At 63.8% G+C, this 15,220-nt stretch carries 17 protein-coding genes; 12 read left to right on the forward strand and 5 right to left on the reverse strand.

Features of this window, described 5'->3' with window-relative positions:
* Positions 1–15 precede the first annotated feature (15 nt).
* The 8 genes from ACN9M1_RS07345 (at position 16) to ACN9M1_RS07380 (ending at position 7,650) form a co-directional block, all read left to right on the forward strand.
* Positions 16–798 (forward strand): SDR family oxidoreductase, encoded by a 783-nt coding sequence (locus ACN9M1_RS07345; protein ID WP_426398553.1) that lies wholly within the window; start codon positions 16–18, stop codon positions 796–798.
* 33 nt (positions 799–831) lie between these two features.
* On the forward strand, positions 832–1,281 hold the full coding sequence (locus ACN9M1_RS07350; RefSeq protein ID WP_426398554.1) for a PaaI family thioesterase: 450 nt from the start codon (positions 832–834) through the stop codon (positions 1,279–1,281).
* 86 nt (positions 1,282–1,367) lie between these two features.
* A complete protein-coding gene (locus ACN9M1_RS07355) occupies positions 1,368–2,759 on the forward strand; it encodes a serine hydrolase domain-containing protein (RefSeq protein ID WP_426398555.1) in 1,392 nt (463 codons plus the stop codon).
* Between the two features lie 41 nt (positions 2,760–2,800).
* On the forward strand, positions 2,801–3,811 hold the full coding sequence (locus ACN9M1_RS07360; protein WP_426398556.1) for an NADP-dependent oxidoreductase: 1,011 nt from the start codon (positions 2,801–2,803) through the stop codon (positions 3,809–3,811).
* A gap of 97 nt (positions 3,812–3,908) precedes the next feature.
* Positions 3,909–4,757, forward strand: a complete 849-nt coding sequence (locus ACN9M1_RS07365; RefSeq protein WP_426398557.1) for a class II aldolase/adducin family protein — start codon at positions 3,909–3,911, stop codon at positions 4,755–4,757.
* A 26-nt stretch (positions 4,758–4,783) separates the two neighbouring features.
* On the forward strand, positions 4,784–5,740 hold the full coding sequence (locus ACN9M1_RS07370; RefSeq protein ID WP_426398558.1) for a glutathione S-transferase family protein: 957 nt from the start codon (positions 4,784–4,786) through the stop codon (positions 5,738–5,740).
* A 53-nt stretch (positions 5,741–5,793) separates the two neighbouring features.
* Positions 5,794–6,696 (forward strand): SDR family oxidoreductase, encoded by a 903-nt coding sequence (locus ACN9M1_RS07375; protein ID WP_426398559.1) that lies wholly within the window; start codon positions 5,794–5,796, stop codon positions 6,694–6,696.
* Between the two features lie 27 nt (positions 6,697–6,723).
* Positions 6,724–7,650: an alpha/beta fold hydrolase gene (locus ACN9M1_RS07380; protein ID WP_426398560.1), complete on the forward strand. Its 927-nt coding sequence runs from the start codon at positions 6,724–6,726 to the stop codon at positions 7,648–7,650.
* An 11-nt stretch (positions 7,651–7,661) separates the two neighbouring features.
* Here the strand turns inward: ACN9M1_RS07380 and ACN9M1_RS07385 are convergent, their stop codons facing one another.
* Positions 7,662–8,810, reverse strand: coding sequence for an iron-containing alcohol dehydrogenase (locus ACN9M1_RS07385; protein ID WP_426398561.1), 1,149 nt, complete (start codon positions 8,808–8,810; stop codon positions 7,662–7,664).
* Between the two features lie 112 nt (positions 8,811–8,922).
* Here ACN9M1_RS07385 and ACN9M1_RS07390 point away from each other — a divergent pair, with 112 nt between their 5' ends.
* From ACN9M1_RS07390 to ACN9M1_RS07400, 3 genes are read left to right on the forward strand one after another with little or no spacing between them, the layout of a single operon-like run.
* Positions 8,923–9,897: an alpha/beta hydrolase gene (locus ACN9M1_RS07390; protein WP_426398562.1), complete on the forward strand. Its 975-nt coding sequence runs from the start codon at positions 8,923–8,925 to the stop codon at positions 9,895–9,897.
* A gap of 28 nt (positions 9,898–9,925) precedes the next feature.
* Positions 9,926–10,363, forward strand: a complete 438-nt coding sequence (locus ACN9M1_RS07395; protein ID WP_426398563.1) for an acyl-CoA thioesterase — start codon at positions 9,926–9,928, stop codon at positions 10,361–10,363.
* 9 nt (positions 10,364–10,372) lie between these two features.
* On the forward strand, positions 10,373–10,828 hold the full coding sequence (locus ACN9M1_RS07400; RefSeq protein ID WP_426398564.1) for a GNAT family N-acetyltransferase: 456 nt from the start codon (positions 10,373–10,375) through the stop codon (positions 10,826–10,828).
* Positions 10,829–10,839: 11 nt separating this feature from the next.
* Here ACN9M1_RS07400 and ACN9M1_RS07405 read toward each other — a convergent pair whose 3' ends face one another.
* The gene (locus ACN9M1_RS07405; RefSeq protein ID WP_426398565.1) at positions 10,840–11,745 is read right to left on the reverse strand and encodes a LysR family transcriptional regulator; all 906 of its coding nucleotides are present in this window, start codon (positions 11,743–11,745) and stop codon (positions 10,840–10,842) included.
* 104 nt (positions 11,746–11,849) lie between these two features.
* Between ACN9M1_RS07405 and ACN9M1_RS07410 the strand changes: the two genes are divergently transcribed.
* On the forward strand, positions 11,850–12,746 hold the full coding sequence (locus ACN9M1_RS07410; protein ID WP_426398566.1) for a sterol desaturase family protein: 897 nt from the start codon (positions 11,850–11,852) through the stop codon (positions 12,744–12,746).
* 6 nt (positions 12,747–12,752) lie between these two features.
* Here ACN9M1_RS07410 and ACN9M1_RS07415 read toward each other — a convergent pair whose 3' ends face one another.
* The 3 genes from ACN9M1_RS07415 to ACN9M1_RS07425 all read right to left on the reverse strand — a co-directional run bounded on the left by ACN9M1_RS07415 (position 12,753) and on the right by ACN9M1_RS07425 (position 15,059).
* The gene (locus ACN9M1_RS07415) at positions 12,753–13,577 is read right to left on the reverse strand and encodes an NRDE family protein (protein WP_426398567.1); all 825 of its coding nucleotides are present in this window, start codon (positions 13,575–13,577) and stop codon (positions 12,753–12,755) included.
* A 133-nt stretch (positions 13,578–13,710) separates the two neighbouring features.
* Positions 13,711–14,001 (reverse strand): DUF4936 family protein, encoded by a 291-nt coding sequence (locus ACN9M1_RS07420; protein ID WP_426398568.1) that lies wholly within the window; start codon positions 13,999–14,001, stop codon positions 13,711–13,713.
* Between the two features lie 17 nt (positions 14,002–14,018).
* On the reverse strand, positions 14,019–15,059 hold the full coding sequence (locus ACN9M1_RS07425) for a YgfZ/GcvT domain-containing protein (RefSeq protein ID WP_426398569.1): 1,041 nt from the start codon (positions 15,057–15,059) through the stop codon (positions 14,019–14,021).
* Between the last annotated feature and the right edge of the window lie 161 nt (positions 15,060–15,220).

Below are 15,220 nucleotides of genomic sequence, written 5' to 3' on the forward strand. Positions count from 1 at the left end.
TACATAGGAGACACCATGGGTACGCTGAAATCGCTGTTCAATCTCTCCGGCAAGACTGCACTGATCACTGGCGGCTCGCGCGGGCTTGGCCTGCAGATTGCCGAGGCACTGGGCGAGCAGGGCGCGCGCATCGTGCTGTCGGCGCGCAAGGCCGATGAACTGAAGGAAGCGCAGGCGCATCTGAAGTCGCTCGGTATCGAGGCCGACTGGATTGCCGCCGACGGCGCCGTCGAAGCCGATATCCAGCGCCTGGCCGATGAAGCGCTCGCAAAGTTGGGCCACATCGACATCCTCGTCAATAACGCGGGTGCCACGTGGGGTGCCCCGGCGGAAGACCACCCGGTCGAAGCCTGGGACAAGGTGATGAACCTGAACATCCGCGGCCTGTTCCTGCTCACGCAGCAGATCGGCAAGCGTTCGATGATCCCGCGCAAGTACGGCAAGATCGTCAACGTGGCATCGATTGCCGGCCTGAAGGGCAATCCACCGGGCTCGCTCGATACGATTGCGTACAACACCAGCAAGGGCGCCGTGGTCAACTTTACGCGCGCGCTGGCAGGCGAGTGGGGCGAGCACGGCATCACCGTCAACGCCATCGCCCCTGGCTTCTTCCCGTCGAAGATGACGCGCGGCTCGCTGGAAAAGCTGGGTGTCGACAAGCTGACCGAGAAGTCGCCGCTACACCGCATTGGCGATGAGGAAGACCTCAAGGGCGTGGCCGCTCTGTTCGCATCGGACGCCTCCAAACACATCACGGGGCAGATCTTGGCCGTGGATGGCGGCGTGAGCGTGGTCTAATTTCGGCTGCTTTCCACTCTTTTGAAACGCAGCATGAGCGCAGACAACAACGGTTTTCCGATCGACATCCCTTTCCTGAAGCTTTTGGGCATGCGGTGCCTGAAGGCGGAAGGCGGCGAGGGCATCGTCGAACTCGCACTCGAGGCCCAGCACATGAACAGCTGGGAAATGGCCCACGGCGGCGTGACCATGACGATGCTCGACGTGGCGATGGCCATGGCTGGCCGCTCAGCTGACGTGCACGGCCGCGGCGTGGTGACGATCGAGATGAAGACGGCGTTCATGCAGCCCGGGCGTGGCACGCTCAGGGCAAGCGCGCGCTGCGTGCACCAGTCCACCACCATGGCGTTCTGCGAAGGCGAGGTGAGGGATGCCGATGACAAGCTGGTTGCCCGCGGCTCGGGCACGTTCAAGTTCGTCAAGCGCGCGCAGATTGCCAGCCGTGTACCGCCGCGCACACCCGAGCCAGGCGCGGACGGCTGATTGACCTACGCAGTTGCAGTAAGGCAGTACCCAGTTGCACACCGGACGGCGTCCGGCACATAAGAAAAGCAACCACGGAGACAACCATGCAACAACCCGCACGGCGGACGGCATCCGCTTTTGCCATCACGCTGCTTTGCTGCACCGGACTGACCATGACCCTGGAAGGATGCGCCTCCAACTCCGCACCGGCCGCGGAGACGCCCACCGCCGTGCAGGCACCGCCGGCCTCGAACCCTCCGGTACAGAAACCCCTCACGGCGGACGAATCCGACCCGAACAAGATGGGCTGGATGCAGGGCTTCCCGCCGCCGCCGGATCGCATCATCCGCTTTGACATGGCAGGCAACATGTTCCCGCGCACGCGCTACGGCTACAGCCACGTGCGGGAGTTTGTGCCGACGCGCGTCATTTGGCGTGGCGATGGCCCCGTCAGCAAGCTGCCGCGTGCTGAACGCGACATCAGCGGCGTCTTGTTCACCGACCCCAACGGTACGCGCCGCACGTTTTCCGAAGCGCTCAAGCTGACCTACACCGACGGCATCCTAGTCGTGCACAAGGGCAAGGTGGTGTACGAGCGCTACTTTGGCGTGCTCGACGCGCATACGCCGCACATCGCCATGTCGGTCACGAAATCGTTTGTTGGCACGCTGGCCGCCATGCTGGTGGCCGACGGCAAACTCGATCCGGCTGCGCCTGTCACGCAATACCTTCCGGAGTTGAAGGACAGCGCCTACGCCGATGCCACCGTGCGCCAGGTCATGGACATGACTGTGGGCGTGCAGTACTCCGAAAACTACGCCGACCCGAACGCCGATGTCTGGGCCTACGCCCGTGCTGGCGGCATGCTGCCGCGCCCGGCTGGCTACAAGGGGCCGGACAACTTCTACGACTACCTCGTCACGCTGCGCAAGGAAGGCCAGCACGACGAGGCCTTCGCCTACAAGACCGTCAATGCAGAAGTGCTCGCCTGGATCGTGCGCCGTGCGTCCAACAAGTCGCTGGCGGCGCTGCTGTCAGAGCGCATCTGGCAGCCGATGGGTGCACAGGATGACGCGTACTTTCAGGTGGACAGCATCGGTACCGAATCGGGCGGCGGCGGGTTGAATACCACGCTGCGCGATCTTGCACGCTTTGGCGAGATGATCCGTAACGAAGGCCGCTTTAACGGCAAGCAGATCTTGCCCAAGAGCGTGATTGACGACATCCGCCGCGGCGGTGACCCTGCCAAGTTTGCCAAGGCAGGCTACGCGACGCTGCCAGGGTATTCGTATCGCAACATGTGGTGGGTCTCCAGCAACGATCACCACACGTTCGAGGCACGCGGCATCCATGGCCAGCGCATCTATATTGATCCGGTGGCCCAGATGACCATCGTGCGCTACGCCTCGCACCCCATTGCCGCCAACGCCGCGAACGATCCGGTCACGCACCGGGCGTATGCGGCGCTGGCCGAGTATTTCATGCAGCACAAGTGAAGAACACGCAAACCGCAACCACGATTCCTAGGAGCGCATTCATGTCGAAGACGTATCAACGCATTGTTCTGGCTTCCCGTCCGCAGGGTGCCGTCACGCCGGACAACTTCCGCCTGGAGACGGCGGACGTCCCTGAGCTGCAGGACGGCCAAGTGCTGGTGCGCAACCATTTCCTGTCGCTCGATCCGTACATGCGCGGCCGCATGAACGATAGCAAGTCGTATGCAGAGCCGCAGCCGCTGAATGAAGTGATGATTGGCGGCACGGTTGGTGTGGTGGAGGCCTCCAAGAACCCGTCGTTTGCCGTGGGCGACAGCGTGGTCGGCATGTTCGGCTGGCAGGAGATCGGCATCTCCGATGGCCGTGGCATCCAGAAGGTCGATACGCGCCACATTCCGCTGTCGGCGTATCTGGGTTCGGTGGGGATGCCTGGCGTGACGGCGTGGTACGGCCTGAACAAGATCATGCTGCCCAAGCCCGGCCAGACCGTGGCGGTGAGCGCCGCGTCGGGCGCCGTTGGCAGCGTGGTCGGCCAGCTTGCCAAGCTCAAGGGCTGCCGCGCCGTGGGCTTTGCCGGCGGCAAGGACAAGTGCGATTACGTGGTCAACGAACTGGGCTTTGATGCCTGCATCGACTACAAGGCCGCCAAGGATCCGAAAGAGCTTTACAAGATGCTCAAGGAAGCCACGCCGGACGGCATCGACTCGTACTTCGAGAATGTGGGCGGTTCGATTCTGGATGCGGTGCTCTCGCGCATGAACCCGTTCGGCCGCATCGCCATGTGCGGGATGATCGCCGGTTACGACGGCCAGCCGCTGCCGCTCCAGAACCCGCAGTTGATCCTCGTGTCGCGCCTGACGATCGAAGGCTTCATCGTCTCCGAACACATGGACGTGTGGCCGGAAGCACTGCGTGAGCTGGGCGGCTTCGTGGCGCAAGGCAAGCTGAAGTTCCGCGAGAGCGTGGCTGAAGGCCTGGCGAGCGCGCCCGAAGCCTTCATGGGCCTGCTCAAGGGTAAGAACTTCGGCAAGCAGCTCGTCAAGCTGGTTTGAGTTCAGCCGCCAGCGGATTGTCAATGGTTTGACAGTCCGCCGGGTGAGGGCCGCCACAGAATGGCTCCACCCAAAACAAACGCGTGAAGGAGACACCATGAACGCACCCGAAACCGCGCAAGCCAAGCGGCCCGAAGACATGGCCAGCAGCCTCAGCCCTGAGGCTGCTGCCCGCTATCGCAACCTGCCGCGTCCGCCGCAGTTCGCAACCGTTGCCGAAGAACGCTTGCATCGCAAACAGCGTCTGGCCGCAGCGTTCCGGTTGTTCTCCAAATTCGGTTTTGACGAAGGCGTGGCCGGGCACATCACAGCGCGCGACCCAGAGCATCAGGACAGCTTTTGGGTCAATCCGTTCGGCGTGCATTTCAGTCAGGTGACGGTGTCAAACCTGATCCGCTGTGACCACCACGGCAACGTGGTCGAGGGGGATTACCCGGTCAATGCAGCGGCGTTTGCGATTCACTCGCGCGTGCATCAAGCGCGGCCCGATGCAGTGGCCGCTGCGCATTCCCACAGCACGTATGGGCGCGCGTGGTCGACGCTCGGCCGCAAGCTTGATCCGCTCACGCAAGACGTCTGCGCTTTCTATGACGATCATGCGCTGTATGACGATTTCGGCGGGGTTGTGGTCGAGCTGGATGAAGGCCAGCGCATTGCCGAAGCACTCGGCGACAACAAGGCCGCCATCCTCCAGAACCACGGGTTGCTGACCGTCGGCAAAACGGTCGATGAGGCCGCGTGGTGGTTCATCACGATGGAGCGCTCCTGCCAGGTGCAACTGCTGGCCGAAGCCGCTGCGGCGCGCACCGGCGAGGCCCCGCGCACGATCTCCGATGCGGCTGCGCGGCAGGCATATTCCATCGTCGGTTCCGCGCAGGCAGGGTGGTTCCAGTTTCAGCCGCTGTACGCGCGCATCGTCAAAGAACAACCCGATCTGCTCGATTGATCGGCCCGCAATTTTCTGGAGCCTCCATGACGGATCTGATCCTGCATCACTACGCCACCTCGCCGTTCTCAGAGAAGGTGCGCTTGATCCTCGGCTATAAGGACCAGCCGTGGAAGTCCGTCACCGTGCCGGTCATCCTACCCAAGCCGGATGTGATGCCGCTCACCGGCGGCTATCGGCGTACGCCATTCCTGCAGATCGGCGCGGACATCTACTGCGATACCGCGCTGATTACGCAGGTGCTCGAATCGATTCATCCGCTGCCGAAGCTCGTGCCTTCTGAGCATGCCGCCGCCGTGTTCGCCATGGCGCAGTGGGCGGATACGACGCTGTTCTGGGCGTCGGCCACCTTTGTGATGCAGCCGGCGGGTTTTCAAAGCCTGTTCGGCAACATGCCGGAGGCGGCTGTCAAAGCCTTTGTGGAAGACCGGAAAGCGATGCGCGCGGGCGGCATTGGTTTGCGTACGCCGCTACCGGAAGCCACGTCCACGCTGCACGTCTTCCTCGCACAGTTGGAGCGGCAGTTCGCCACCGGCGAGCACATCTTCCTGTTTGGTGAACAGCCGACGGTGGCGGATTTTTCCGTCTACCACTGCCTGTGGTTTATTCGCCGCGCAACGGGCGTCGCGGGCATTCTGGATGCCCACCCCGAAGTCGTGGCATGGATGCATCGCGTTGCCGCATTTGGCCACTCGCAAGCCCAACCGATGACGCCCGCTGAGGCACTCGACATCGCCAAGGCTGCCACGCCGCGCGCGCTGACCGAAACGAATGCCCCGTTCGACGATCGCTACGATCTTCCCAAGGGCACGCGCGTCACGGTGGCTGCAGTCGACTATGGCGTTGACCCAGTCGAAGGCGAACTGGTCGTGTCCACGCGCGATTCCGTTGGCGTGTTGCGTGAAGACCCGCGCGTCGGCCAAGTGGTGGTGCATTTCCCGCGCGTGGGTTACGCCGTGCGCAAGGTTGAGGCGGCAGGCTGACAGCCTTTGCCTCCGCTATCGCATTTCATGACAACAACACGAGAGAGACACACATGAAGCAATTCGCAGGCGGCGTGGCCGTCATCACGGGTGGTGCGTCGGGGTTCGGCAAGGAGTTCGCCAAGATCGGTGCTAGGTTGGGCATGAAGCTGGTGCTGGCCGATATCCAACAGGATGCGCTAGACGCTGCCGTGGCCGAGTTCAAAGCGCAGGGCGTGGAAGTGGTCGGCTTGCGTGTCGATGTGTCCAAGGTGGAAGACGTACAGGCGCTGGCCGATGCCGCGATCAAGACGTTCGGCAAGGTCAACCTGCTGTTCAATAACGCTGGCGTCGGCGCAGGCGGCCTGGTCTGGGAGAACACCGAGAAGGATTGGGACTGGGTGCTCGGCGTAAACCTGCATGGCGTGATCCACGGTGTGCGCATCTTCACGCCGCTCATGTTGGAGGCCGCGAAGAAGGACCCGTCGTACGAAGGCCATATCGTCAACACGGCGTCGATGGCAGGCCTGCTGAACGCGCCGGCCATGGGCATCTACAACGTGTCCAAGCATGCGGTGGTGGCGCTGTCCGAATCGCTGTACCAGGATTTGAGCCTGGTGACCGAGCAGGTGCATTGCTCGGTGCTGTGCCCGTATTTTGTGCCCACCGGCATTACGCAATCCCACCGCAATCGACCACAGGATCTCGCGAACAACGCGCCACCCACCAAGTCGCAACTCGTAGCGCAAGCCATGTCGGACAAGGCCGTCAGCTCCGGCAAGGTGACCGCCGAGGAGGTCGCCCAGTTAACGTTCGATGCCATCCGCAACGCGGGCTTCTACATCTACTCGCACCCGCAGTCGCTGGCGCCGGTGCAGCACCGTTTTGAAGACATCGTTTCACAGCGCAATCCGTCCGACCCCTTCGAAAGCAAGCCGGACGTGCGTGCGCGTCTGGTGGATGCGCTGCGCGGGTAATCACACTGTTACGACTCTGGAATTGCCATGAACACAGCAACGGCTGCGGCCATCACTGAATCGCAATTCGCCGATCTGCCCAACGGCACGCGGCTGCATTACGCCAGCGCCGGCAAGCGCGGTGCGCCGCTGATGCTGTTCGTGCACGGCTTTCCGGAGTTCTGGTACGAGTGGGAAGCGCAGCTTGCCGCCTTTGGTGATACGCACTTTGCCGTGGCGCCCGACATGCGGGGGTTCAATCTGTCGAGCAAGCCGGCTGCAGTGGATGCGTATCGCCCGAAGTTCCTGGTGCAGGATCTGGAGCAGTTCATCACGGCGCTTGGATATGAGCGCGCTATCGTGGTCGCGCACGACTGGGGCGGTGCGATCTGCTGGAACCTGGCGATCCAGCATCCGGAACGTGTCGAGCGGCTGGCGATCATCAACTCGCCGCACCCCTGGGTGTTTGCGAATGCGCTGCTAAGCGATCCGGCCCAGCAGGCGTCATCCGCGTACATGAACTGGCTGCGCCAGCCGGGTTCGGAACAAGCGCTGGCTGCCAACGACTTTGAGAAGCTCGAAGGTTTTTTCCACGGCATGGGCCAACCGGTGGCCGAGTGGTTTACGCCCGAGGTGCGGGCGCGTTATCACGCGGCGTGGAGCCAACCGGGCGAAGGCGGCTCGCATGGTCTGACGGGCGGCGTGAACTACTACCGCGCCTCGCCGCTGCATCCGCCCACCGAGGGCGCCGCACCGCTGCGTATCGACCAGATGCCGCCGGAAGCGTTTGTCGTGAAGATGCCCACACTGGTGATCTGGGGCGAGATGGATATGGCGCTACCCAAGAGCCTGCTCAACGGGCTGGAGCGCTTCATTCCGGATATGCGGCTCGAACGCATTCCCAACGGCACGCACTGGGTCGTGCACGAACAGCCGGAGCGCATCACGGCGTTGATCCGGCCGTTCGTTTCGTAGCGCGCTCGGCGTTACATCGACTCCGCCAGCATGCGGCGGTAATCATCCGCCGTGGCGATGCGCGGGTTGGTCTTGTGGCAGTGATCGAGCAGGGCGCCTTCGACCACGTGTTCCAACGCATCATCTGGCACACCCATCTGGCGCAGGCCGGTCGGCAAACCTAGGCGGGCCGTGAGGTCATGCACGGCTTGTGCAAGGTCGGCCCCCTCCGGCAGGTTCATCACGCGACGCATGCGGGCGTAGCGGTTGTCGCCCACCACCGTTTCCGCCGTCTCGTTAAAGCGCAGCACCGCCGGCAGCACCACGGCGTTGAGCGTGCCGTGGTGCAGCCCTGTCTTGCCATTCACCTTTACGCCGCCCAGCGGGTGCGACAGCGAATGCACGCACCCCAGCCCCTTCTGGAACGCCATCGCCCCCTGCATGGACGCGCTCATCATGTTCAGCCGCGCATCACGGTCGGTGCCATCACGCGTGGCGCGTTCGATGTTGGCCCAGGCGCGTTCCAAACCATCCAGCGCGATGCCGTCTGCAGGCGGGTTGAAGGCGGGGGCAAGGAAGGTCTCGATGCAATGCGCGATGGCATCCATGCCAGTGGCCGCTGTCAGCGCGGGCGGTAGGCCCAGCGTCAGCTCCGCGTCGCAGATGGCCGATTTGGGCAGCAGGTGCCACGAGTGGAAGCCGAGCTTGCGGCCGTCTTCCAGGATGATGATCGCGCCGCGCGCAACCTCGCTGCCGGTGCCTGCGGTGGTGGGAATGGCGATCAGGGGCGCTGCGGCTTCGGTGATCTTACCGCTGCCGCCTTCGATGGTCGCGTACGTGGTGAGCGGCGCCGGGTGCGTCGCTGCAATGGCGATGCCCTTGGCCAGGTCGATCGATGAACCGCCTCCGATAGCGATCAGTCCATCGCAGCCAGCGTCCTTGTACTGCGCGGTGGCCTTCAACACCATCGCCTCGGTCGGGTTGGAGGGCGTCTCGTCGAACACGGTGACGGGCAGGCCGCCCGTGGCATCGATGGCGCGCTGCGCCAGTCCGACGGCAGCGACGCCCTTGTCGGTCACAATCATCGGCCGGCGGATGCCGACGCGCGCGCATTCGCTTTTCAGCTCGCTGATCGTGCCAAAGCCAAGGTGGACGTGGGTGAGGTAGTAGATAAGGGCCATGCGCTGTCTCCGGATGGTGTTGTTCGTCCACGTCGCCCGTCGTGCTGTGCGGGCGTGGTTCAATGGAGTCCCTGATAATAGCCAAATTAGAACGATCGTTCAGTTGTCGCCCATGCAGTCTCCGTCTCTCGACCCGCACGTCGCCCAATTACTGGATCTGGTGGCGCGTGCCAAGCGTCCACCGTTGAACGCACTTGACCCCGCCGACGCCAAGATCGCCTACGAAAAGAGCAGCCCCATTGTCGACATCCCGGCCATTGCGCTGGAATCGGTGCATGACCTGACGGTCACGGCGCGCGATGGTTATCCCATCCCCATTCGCACGTACGCCGCGCGCGAAGCGAGTTGGGCCGATCCGCTGCCGTTGCTGGTGTACTTCCATGGTGGCGGCTTTACGGTGGGCAGCATCAAGACGCACGACGCGCTGTGCCGCTCGCTCGCCGCCAAATCGGGGGCGATGGTGTTGTCGGTCGATTACCGGCTCGGCCCCGATTGGAAGTTTCCGACCGCCGCAAACGACGCGTTCGACGTCCTGCAATGGGTGTTCGATGAAGCCGCCACCATTGGCGCCGACCCTGCGCGCATCGCGTTTGGCGGTGATAGCGCGGGCGGCACGCTCGCCGCCGTCACGGCCATTGAGGCCCGCAACCGAGGCCTCACACCGGTTCTGCAACTGCTGATCTACCCCGGCACCACCGCACACGAGAACACACCATCGCACCGCGAATTTGCCGAGGGCTACCTGCTGACGCAGGAGATGATCCGCTGGTTCTTCTCGCAATACCTGCGCACCGATGCGGATCGCGACGACTGGCGCTTCGCCCCGCTGAATGCCGGCGGCCATGGCGCCGACGTGACCGGCGTGTGCCCTGCGTGGATTGCGGTCGCCGGCTTCGACCCCATCCGCGACGCCGGCATCGGCTATGCGAACAAGCTGCGCGCGGCAGAAGTGCCGGTTGAGCTGAAGCTGTACACAGGCATGATTCACGATTTCTTCAAGATCGGCCGCTTCGTGCCGGCCGTCGAAGACGCCCACCGGGACGCCGCCGACGCGCTGCGCCGCGCCTTCGGCACCGAGACGGAATAAGCCACAACGAGAAACGAAAGGAGACCGCATGGCGATCGAGGATTTCCGCCACAGCACGCCGTTGCGCGTGCGCTGGGCTGAAGTCGATGCACAGGGCATCGTCTTCAATGGCCACTACCTGCTGTACGCCGATGTGTGCATCACCGAGTACTGGCGCAGCATCGGCGTGCGGTATCCAGTGGAGGTCGTGGATACGTTTGGCGTCGACTTCTACGTGGTCAAATCCACGCTGGAATACCATGCGTCCGCGCGTTTTGACGACGAGCTGGACCTGCGCTGCCGCGTGGCGCGCCTGGGACGCTCCAGCATGCGCTTTATTATCGAGATGTATCGCGCAGACGAGCATCTCATCACCGGCGAAGTCATCTACGTGTGCGCGGATCCAACCACGCAGACCTCCGCGCCGGTGCCCGACATGCTGCGCGAGCGCATCGTCAATTTTGAAGTCCTGAAGCCTGAAGTGTGAGAACTGAGCATGACTGCCCCTGAATCTGTCCGCCCGCTCGCCGGTGCTGCCGCTATTACCGTTGACCGCTGGGACGCTGTGCGTGAAGACGCGCGTGCCATCCGCTACGACGTGTTTGTCATCGAGCAGGGCGTGCCTGTTGAGCTCGAATGGGACGAGTGGGACGACCAGTGTTGGCACGCCCTGGCGCGTGATGCTGCAGGGCGCTCGGTCGCTACCGGCCGCTTGCTGCCCGATGGCCATATCGGGCGCATGGCCGTGCGCAAGGAAGCGCGCGGTACGGGCGTGGGGGCACGCGTGCTCGAAGCGCTGATCAGCAAGGCCCAGGCGCTGGGATATCCGGAGCTCGTCCTCAACGCACAAACCCACGCGATGCCGTTTTATGCCCGCGTCGGTTTCATCCCCGAAGGGGATGAGTTTGAAGAGGCCGGCATTCCGCACCGGACCATGCGCCGCGTGCTGTAACGCAACCTAACCTAAACGTTGATCGCCTGGGCGGCCCGCACGATGGCTGCGATGGCCGCCTGCGCCGCCGGCGATGCAGTTCTGCCGTGCAGCCGCACAATGCCGGTCGTGGACGGCGTCGACAGCCAACCCTGTACCGCCAGCCGCACGAGTGCGCCGGATTCCAACTCCTCCCGGGCAGCAGCATCCGTCGCGCCCAGCACGGTGTCGGTGGTGAGCGCCACCGCCTTCAGCACGCCGTAGTTGTCGCACTCCAGCGCAATGCTGGCTTCCTGACCCGCCGGCAGGCCCAGCAGCGCGGCCAATTCCACCTTTGACGGGCTCAGCAGCTTCGGCACGGCAATGCCGTATTCCCACACGTCGCCCAGCGTAGGCGTACGACCGGCCAACGGATGGCCGGCGCGCACATACAGGTGCGGTGGCTGTCCGCCGATCCGTTGAACGTCCAGCGCGGCATCTTTGGGCATGTCACGCACGTCAGCGGCGAAGAATTCGATGCTCTCGCTGCGCAGGCTCTCCAGCAGTTGCACCCAGTTGCCGACTTCCATGCGCAACGCGACTTGCGGATGTTGCTGCCGCAGTTCGCGCAGCGCTTGCGGCATGAGCGTGGCCGTCAACAGTGGCCCGACACCGAAGGCCGTGTCGCCCAGTTGGCTGTCGCGGTAGAGGTCGACATCCCGCTGCAGGCAGCGCGCTTCGAACAGCAAGTGCCGCGCTCGCTCGATGACGAATTCGCCTGCGGGGGTGGGGCGCACATCCCCGGTTTCACGATCGAACAGGCGGATGCCCAACGCATCTTCCATCGCCTGGATGCTGCGACTGAAGGCGGGCTGGCTCAGGTGAACGCGTTCGGCAGCGCGGGCGAAGTGGAGCGTGTCAGCCAGGGCAACAACGTGACTCAAGCGGCGCAGATCCATGTATTGCGTCCATTGCATTGAACGGATGTTGATTATGCATTGGACGCATTGAAATACCACTCCTACGCTTGCCTCCACAAATATCCAACGCGAGGAGACACCGAATGAGTTCGCACATGGAGCATGCCCTGATCGTGGTCTGCCTCCTCGGCTTTACCGCCATGGAATTCATCAGCCGACGCTACCAGCGCACGGTGCGTGGCCGCGCGACGGCCAACGATGCGTGGCTGGAGGCGCTGATGTTCATCAGCCTGCTCGCCGTGACCCAGCCGATTGCATTGCTGGGCAGCAACGCGCTGTGCCAATGGCTCATTCCCGCGCAGCACAATGCCTGGAGTCACCTGCCATGGTGGGCCATGGCGGGGCTGCTGCTGATCGGCGACGACCTGACGCAATACCTCTGGCATCGCGCCTCGCATACGCCGCTGCTGTGGCCGCTGCACCGTGCGCACCACAGCGCGTCGTACATGAGCGTGCGGATCACGTACCGCAACAACTTTTTCTACTACCTGATGATGCCCGGCCTGTGGATCGGCGGCGTGGCAGTGTACCTGGGTTTTGGCCCCGTCTATGCGGCGTATCTGGTGATCAAGCTGGCGGTCATCATTGGCGCGCACTGCGCTTGGCCGTGGGATGCGCCGCTGTACCGCATCCGCGCGTTGCGTCCGCTGATGTGGGTGGTCGAGCGCACGATCTCCACACCGGCCACGCACTGGGCACACCATGCGCTCACCAATGCCGACGGCATCGGCCACTACAAGGGCAATTTCGGCAACCTGCTGTTCTTCTGGGACGTGCTATTCGGCACGGCTCACATCACGCGCCAATACCCAGCGCAGATCGGCCTGCAAGACGACCAGTTGTTTGGCCCGGAACGCTGGACGGCCCAGATGTTCTATCCGCTCGTACATTCCAAGCGCGAGCACTCGGCCCTGCGCCCGGGCGGCGCAGCGGTAACGGAAGCGGATCAGCTTGCCGCAGCCCAACGCGAGGCCGCGTGAGGGCACTCAGGTATCGGCGTGCGTGACGGTGTCGAGCACGCCAAGGTAGCGTGCCTCGCCGATCTGGCCCTGGGCATCGAAGCGGCGCTCGGTCACGTCGAAGCAGCCGTCGTGGCGAATGCGCAGCACGGTAGTCGCACGCGTGCCGTAGCGCGGGGAGCGGATAAACGCGGCCGAGAGCAGCTTTTCCCATTCCGGGGCAACGCCTGTGGCGGGCAGGGCGCCCGTTGGCGCCTCGCGCGTTTCTGCCATCAGGTCGATATAGCGCGCCACGTCCAGCGCGTTGCCATTTCCACCTGTCTGGCCCGTATCGGCGGCCAGCGCCTCGGCAAAGGCTGCCATGCGATGCCGCACTTTGAACCACGGTGTATCAAGTAGCGCGTTGGAAAGCCCGTACACCCCAGGCGCGAGCTTGCGCGGCGCATCTGCGCGGTTGCTGGTCCACCAGAGCTCATCGCGCGTGGCGGTCAGCAGGTTGTAGCCGTTGTAGGCGCGGTCGCGGGCGGTCAGGCTGTCGAGATACGCCGGGATCGATGCGTCGTCCGCGGTCAGGAAATTGGAGACGAGTTCACCGCGCGAGCGCGCATCGGGGCGGCGTTCGGAGGGGGCGCGGTAGTTTGTCAACGCGGCAAAGCGGCCATCTCGCGTCATGCCCATCCACGTGCCTGCTTGGCCGACCACCTGGGCCATATCACGCCCGGCCAGCACGTTGGGCGCATCGCTCCACCACGCCAGTGGCGCGGCAGGGCGGTCATAGAATTCGTCCCGGTTGGCGGCCACCACCAGCGCATAGGCGGGGTGGGCGTGCCAGGCCGTGAGAATCAAACACATGAGGACTTCCTTTGAACATGCCGCACAACGCACGACGAATGCGAATGGCCAATGTGATGACCGGTGTTGCACGGGCTTCGGCCAAGCATAGCAGCCTGCCGAACTTTTGCGAGTCGATTGCAGCGCAGCGTTGTCAGCCGATTTCCAGATCGACAAACAGCTCTGCATGACGTTCGCCGACGACGAATTCGCGCGGCCCGCCGGTTTCCCACAGGCCAGCCAAGGTGGCGGCAAATGCAGACGGAACGTCGTGATAGGACTCCATCCACGTGGCTTGCCCGTCGCGTATTTCGGGGCGGCGCATCAAGGTGCTGGCCACGCCCGTCGCCTCTTCCACGGTGTCGAGCCAAGCCTGCCAGCGCGGCAGGGCAGCAGCAGCGTCGCGCTCGGCGATGCGGAAGTAGACGAACAGGTGGTCGGCCATGATGTGCTCAGTGCCAGTCAGGCGTTTTCGGGTGCGGGGATGGTGTACGGCAGGTTCTGCAGCGTTAGCACGGGGCCATCCGCCGTGGCCAGGTGGATGACGGTATCGACTGCATCCAGCTTCAACTCGACCAGCAGATCGGTGCCGCCATCTGGCGCCATGGCAGCATTGACGACCATGCCGCACGGCTGGCTCGGATCGGCCGCGCTGTAGACCTCGGCACCGGCCGACGTGGGGGCGTTGACGTGCGCGCGCTGCATGCGGCGCTTGAGCGTGCCGCGATATTGGCTGCGCGCGACGATTTCCTGGCCGGGATAGCAGCCCTTTTTGAAATCGACGCCGCCGAGCAACTCCAGATTCACCATCTGCGGCACGAACTGCTCCTGCGTGGGCAGGGTGATGTGCGGCACACCTGCCTGCAGGCTCATCCAGTCCCACACTTCGGTACCGACCAGCGACAGGCGGGCCGACAACGTCTTCCAGGCATGCTGAAAGTGCTCGGCGTGCACCATCCATTGGTAGCGCGGGCGCCCGTTGGCGTCTGGCAGACGGACGACCGCGCCGACCTGCTGGCCAACCGTTGCGGGCTGCTGTGCCACGCCGTTGACGGCGTCCGGCTCGGGCAACACGGCGCCAGCTTCGCGCAGCGCTTCCGCCGCTTCCGGGCCAGCGACGCCGATGGCGATGAATTCGTCCATCGGGCGCAGCTTGGCCTTGGCGCGCAGCACGAACATGGACAGGCGCTTGGTCAACGCGGGCGCGATCTGCTTGTCGGTCTGCAGAACGATCGTATCGGCCTGACGCCACACCAGCAGGGTGGCCAGCAACCGGCCCTTGGGCGAGCAGTAGCCGGCCAGCCGCGCTTGGTTCAGGCCGAGGCCCGTTACGGCATTGGTGAGCTGGTTGTGAAGGAATTCAGCGGCGTCGGCGCCTTCGACGGCGATACGCGCCAGATCGGTCGGCGCGCACAGGACGCTGCCGCGGGCGGCGGCATCAAATTGCACGTCGAGGGGCGGAAAGCTCAGCGTATCGACGAAATCGTGAAAGACATCATTCATGGTGTGCGGGGCTGCCTAGTGTGACCCGGTATTATATTGGGCTGTACTAGAGCGTGTTATGCACTTAGACAGGAGTGCGAAGCCCATCCGGGCTTCCCGGAGGGTTCGTCCCAAAACGGTTTGCGTGGGGTGTTGCAGCCCTTGCCCTTGGAATCACCAAG

Source organism: Ralstonia sp. R-29, assembly GCF_049913345.1.
Classification (GTDB): Bacteria; Pseudomonadota; Gammaproteobacteria; order Burkholderiales; family Burkholderiaceae; genus Ralstonia.

Bases quoted from the DNA above. Each gene is read 5' to 3' on its own strand.
- ACN9M1_RS07365 (WP_426398557.1), top strand. From the start codon at position 3,909: ATGAACGCACCCGAAACCGCGCAAGCCAAGCGGCCCGAAGACATGGCC.
- ACN9M1_RS07345 (WP_426398553.1), top strand. From the start codon at position 16: ATGGGTACGCTGAAATCGCTGTTCAATCTCTCCGGCAAGACTGCACTG.
- ACN9M1_RS07420 (WP_426398568.1), bottom strand. From the start codon at position 14,001: ATGGCCGACCACCTGTTCGTCTACTTCCGCATCGCCGAGCGCGACGCT.
- ACN9M1_RS07390 (WP_426398562.1), top strand. From the start codon at position 8,923: ATGCAGTCTCCGTCTCTCGACCCGCACGTCGCCCAATTACTGGATCTG.
- ACN9M1_RS07405 (WP_426398565.1), bottom strand. From the start codon at position 11,745: ATGGATCTGCGCCGCTTGAGTCACGTTGTTGCCCTGGCTGACACGCTC.
- ACN9M1_RS07415 (WP_426398567.1), bottom strand. From the start codon at position 13,577: ATGTGTTTGATTCTCACGGCCTGGCACGCCCACCCCGCCTATGCGCTG.
- ACN9M1_RS07370 (WP_426398558.1), top strand. From the start codon at position 4,784: ATGACGGATCTGATCCTGCATCACTACGCCACCTCGCCGTTCTCAGAG.
- ACN9M1_RS07400 (WP_426398564.1), top strand. From the start codon at position 10,373: ATGACTGCCCCTGAATCTGTCCGCCCGCTCGCCGGTGCTGCCGCTATT.
- ACN9M1_RS07425 (WP_426398569.1), bottom strand. From the start codon at position 15,059: ATGAATGATGTCTTTCACGATTTCGTCGATACGCTGAGCTTTCCGCCC.
- ACN9M1_RS07395 (WP_426398563.1), top strand. From the start codon at position 9,926: ATGGCGATCGAGGATTTCCGCCACAGCACGCCGTTGCGCGTGCGCTGG.
- ACN9M1_RS07375 (WP_426398559.1), top strand. From the start codon at position 5,794: ATGAAGCAATTCGCAGGCGGCGTGGCCGTCATCACGGGTGGTGCGTCG.
- ACN9M1_RS07380 (WP_426398560.1), top strand. From the start codon at position 6,724: ATGAACACAGCAACGGCTGCGGCCATCACTGAATCGCAATTCGCCGAT.
- ACN9M1_RS07350 (WP_426398554.1), top strand. From the start codon at position 832: ATGAGCGCAGACAACAACGGTTTTCCGATCGACATCCCTTTCCTGAAG.
- ACN9M1_RS07385 (WP_426398561.1), bottom strand. From the start codon at position 8,810: ATGGCCCTTATCTACTACCTCACCCACGTCCACCTTGGCTTTGGCACG.
- ACN9M1_RS07355 (WP_426398555.1), top strand. From the start codon at position 1,368: ATGCAACAACCCGCACGGCGGACGGCATCCGCTTTTGCCATCACGCTG.
- ACN9M1_RS07360 (WP_426398556.1), top strand. From the start codon at position 2,801: ATGTCGAAGACGTATCAACGCATTGTTCTGGCTTCCCGTCCGCAGGGT.
- ACN9M1_RS07410 (WP_426398566.1), top strand. From the start codon at position 11,850: ATGAGTTCGCACATGGAGCATGCCCTGATCGTGGTCTGCCTCCTCGGC.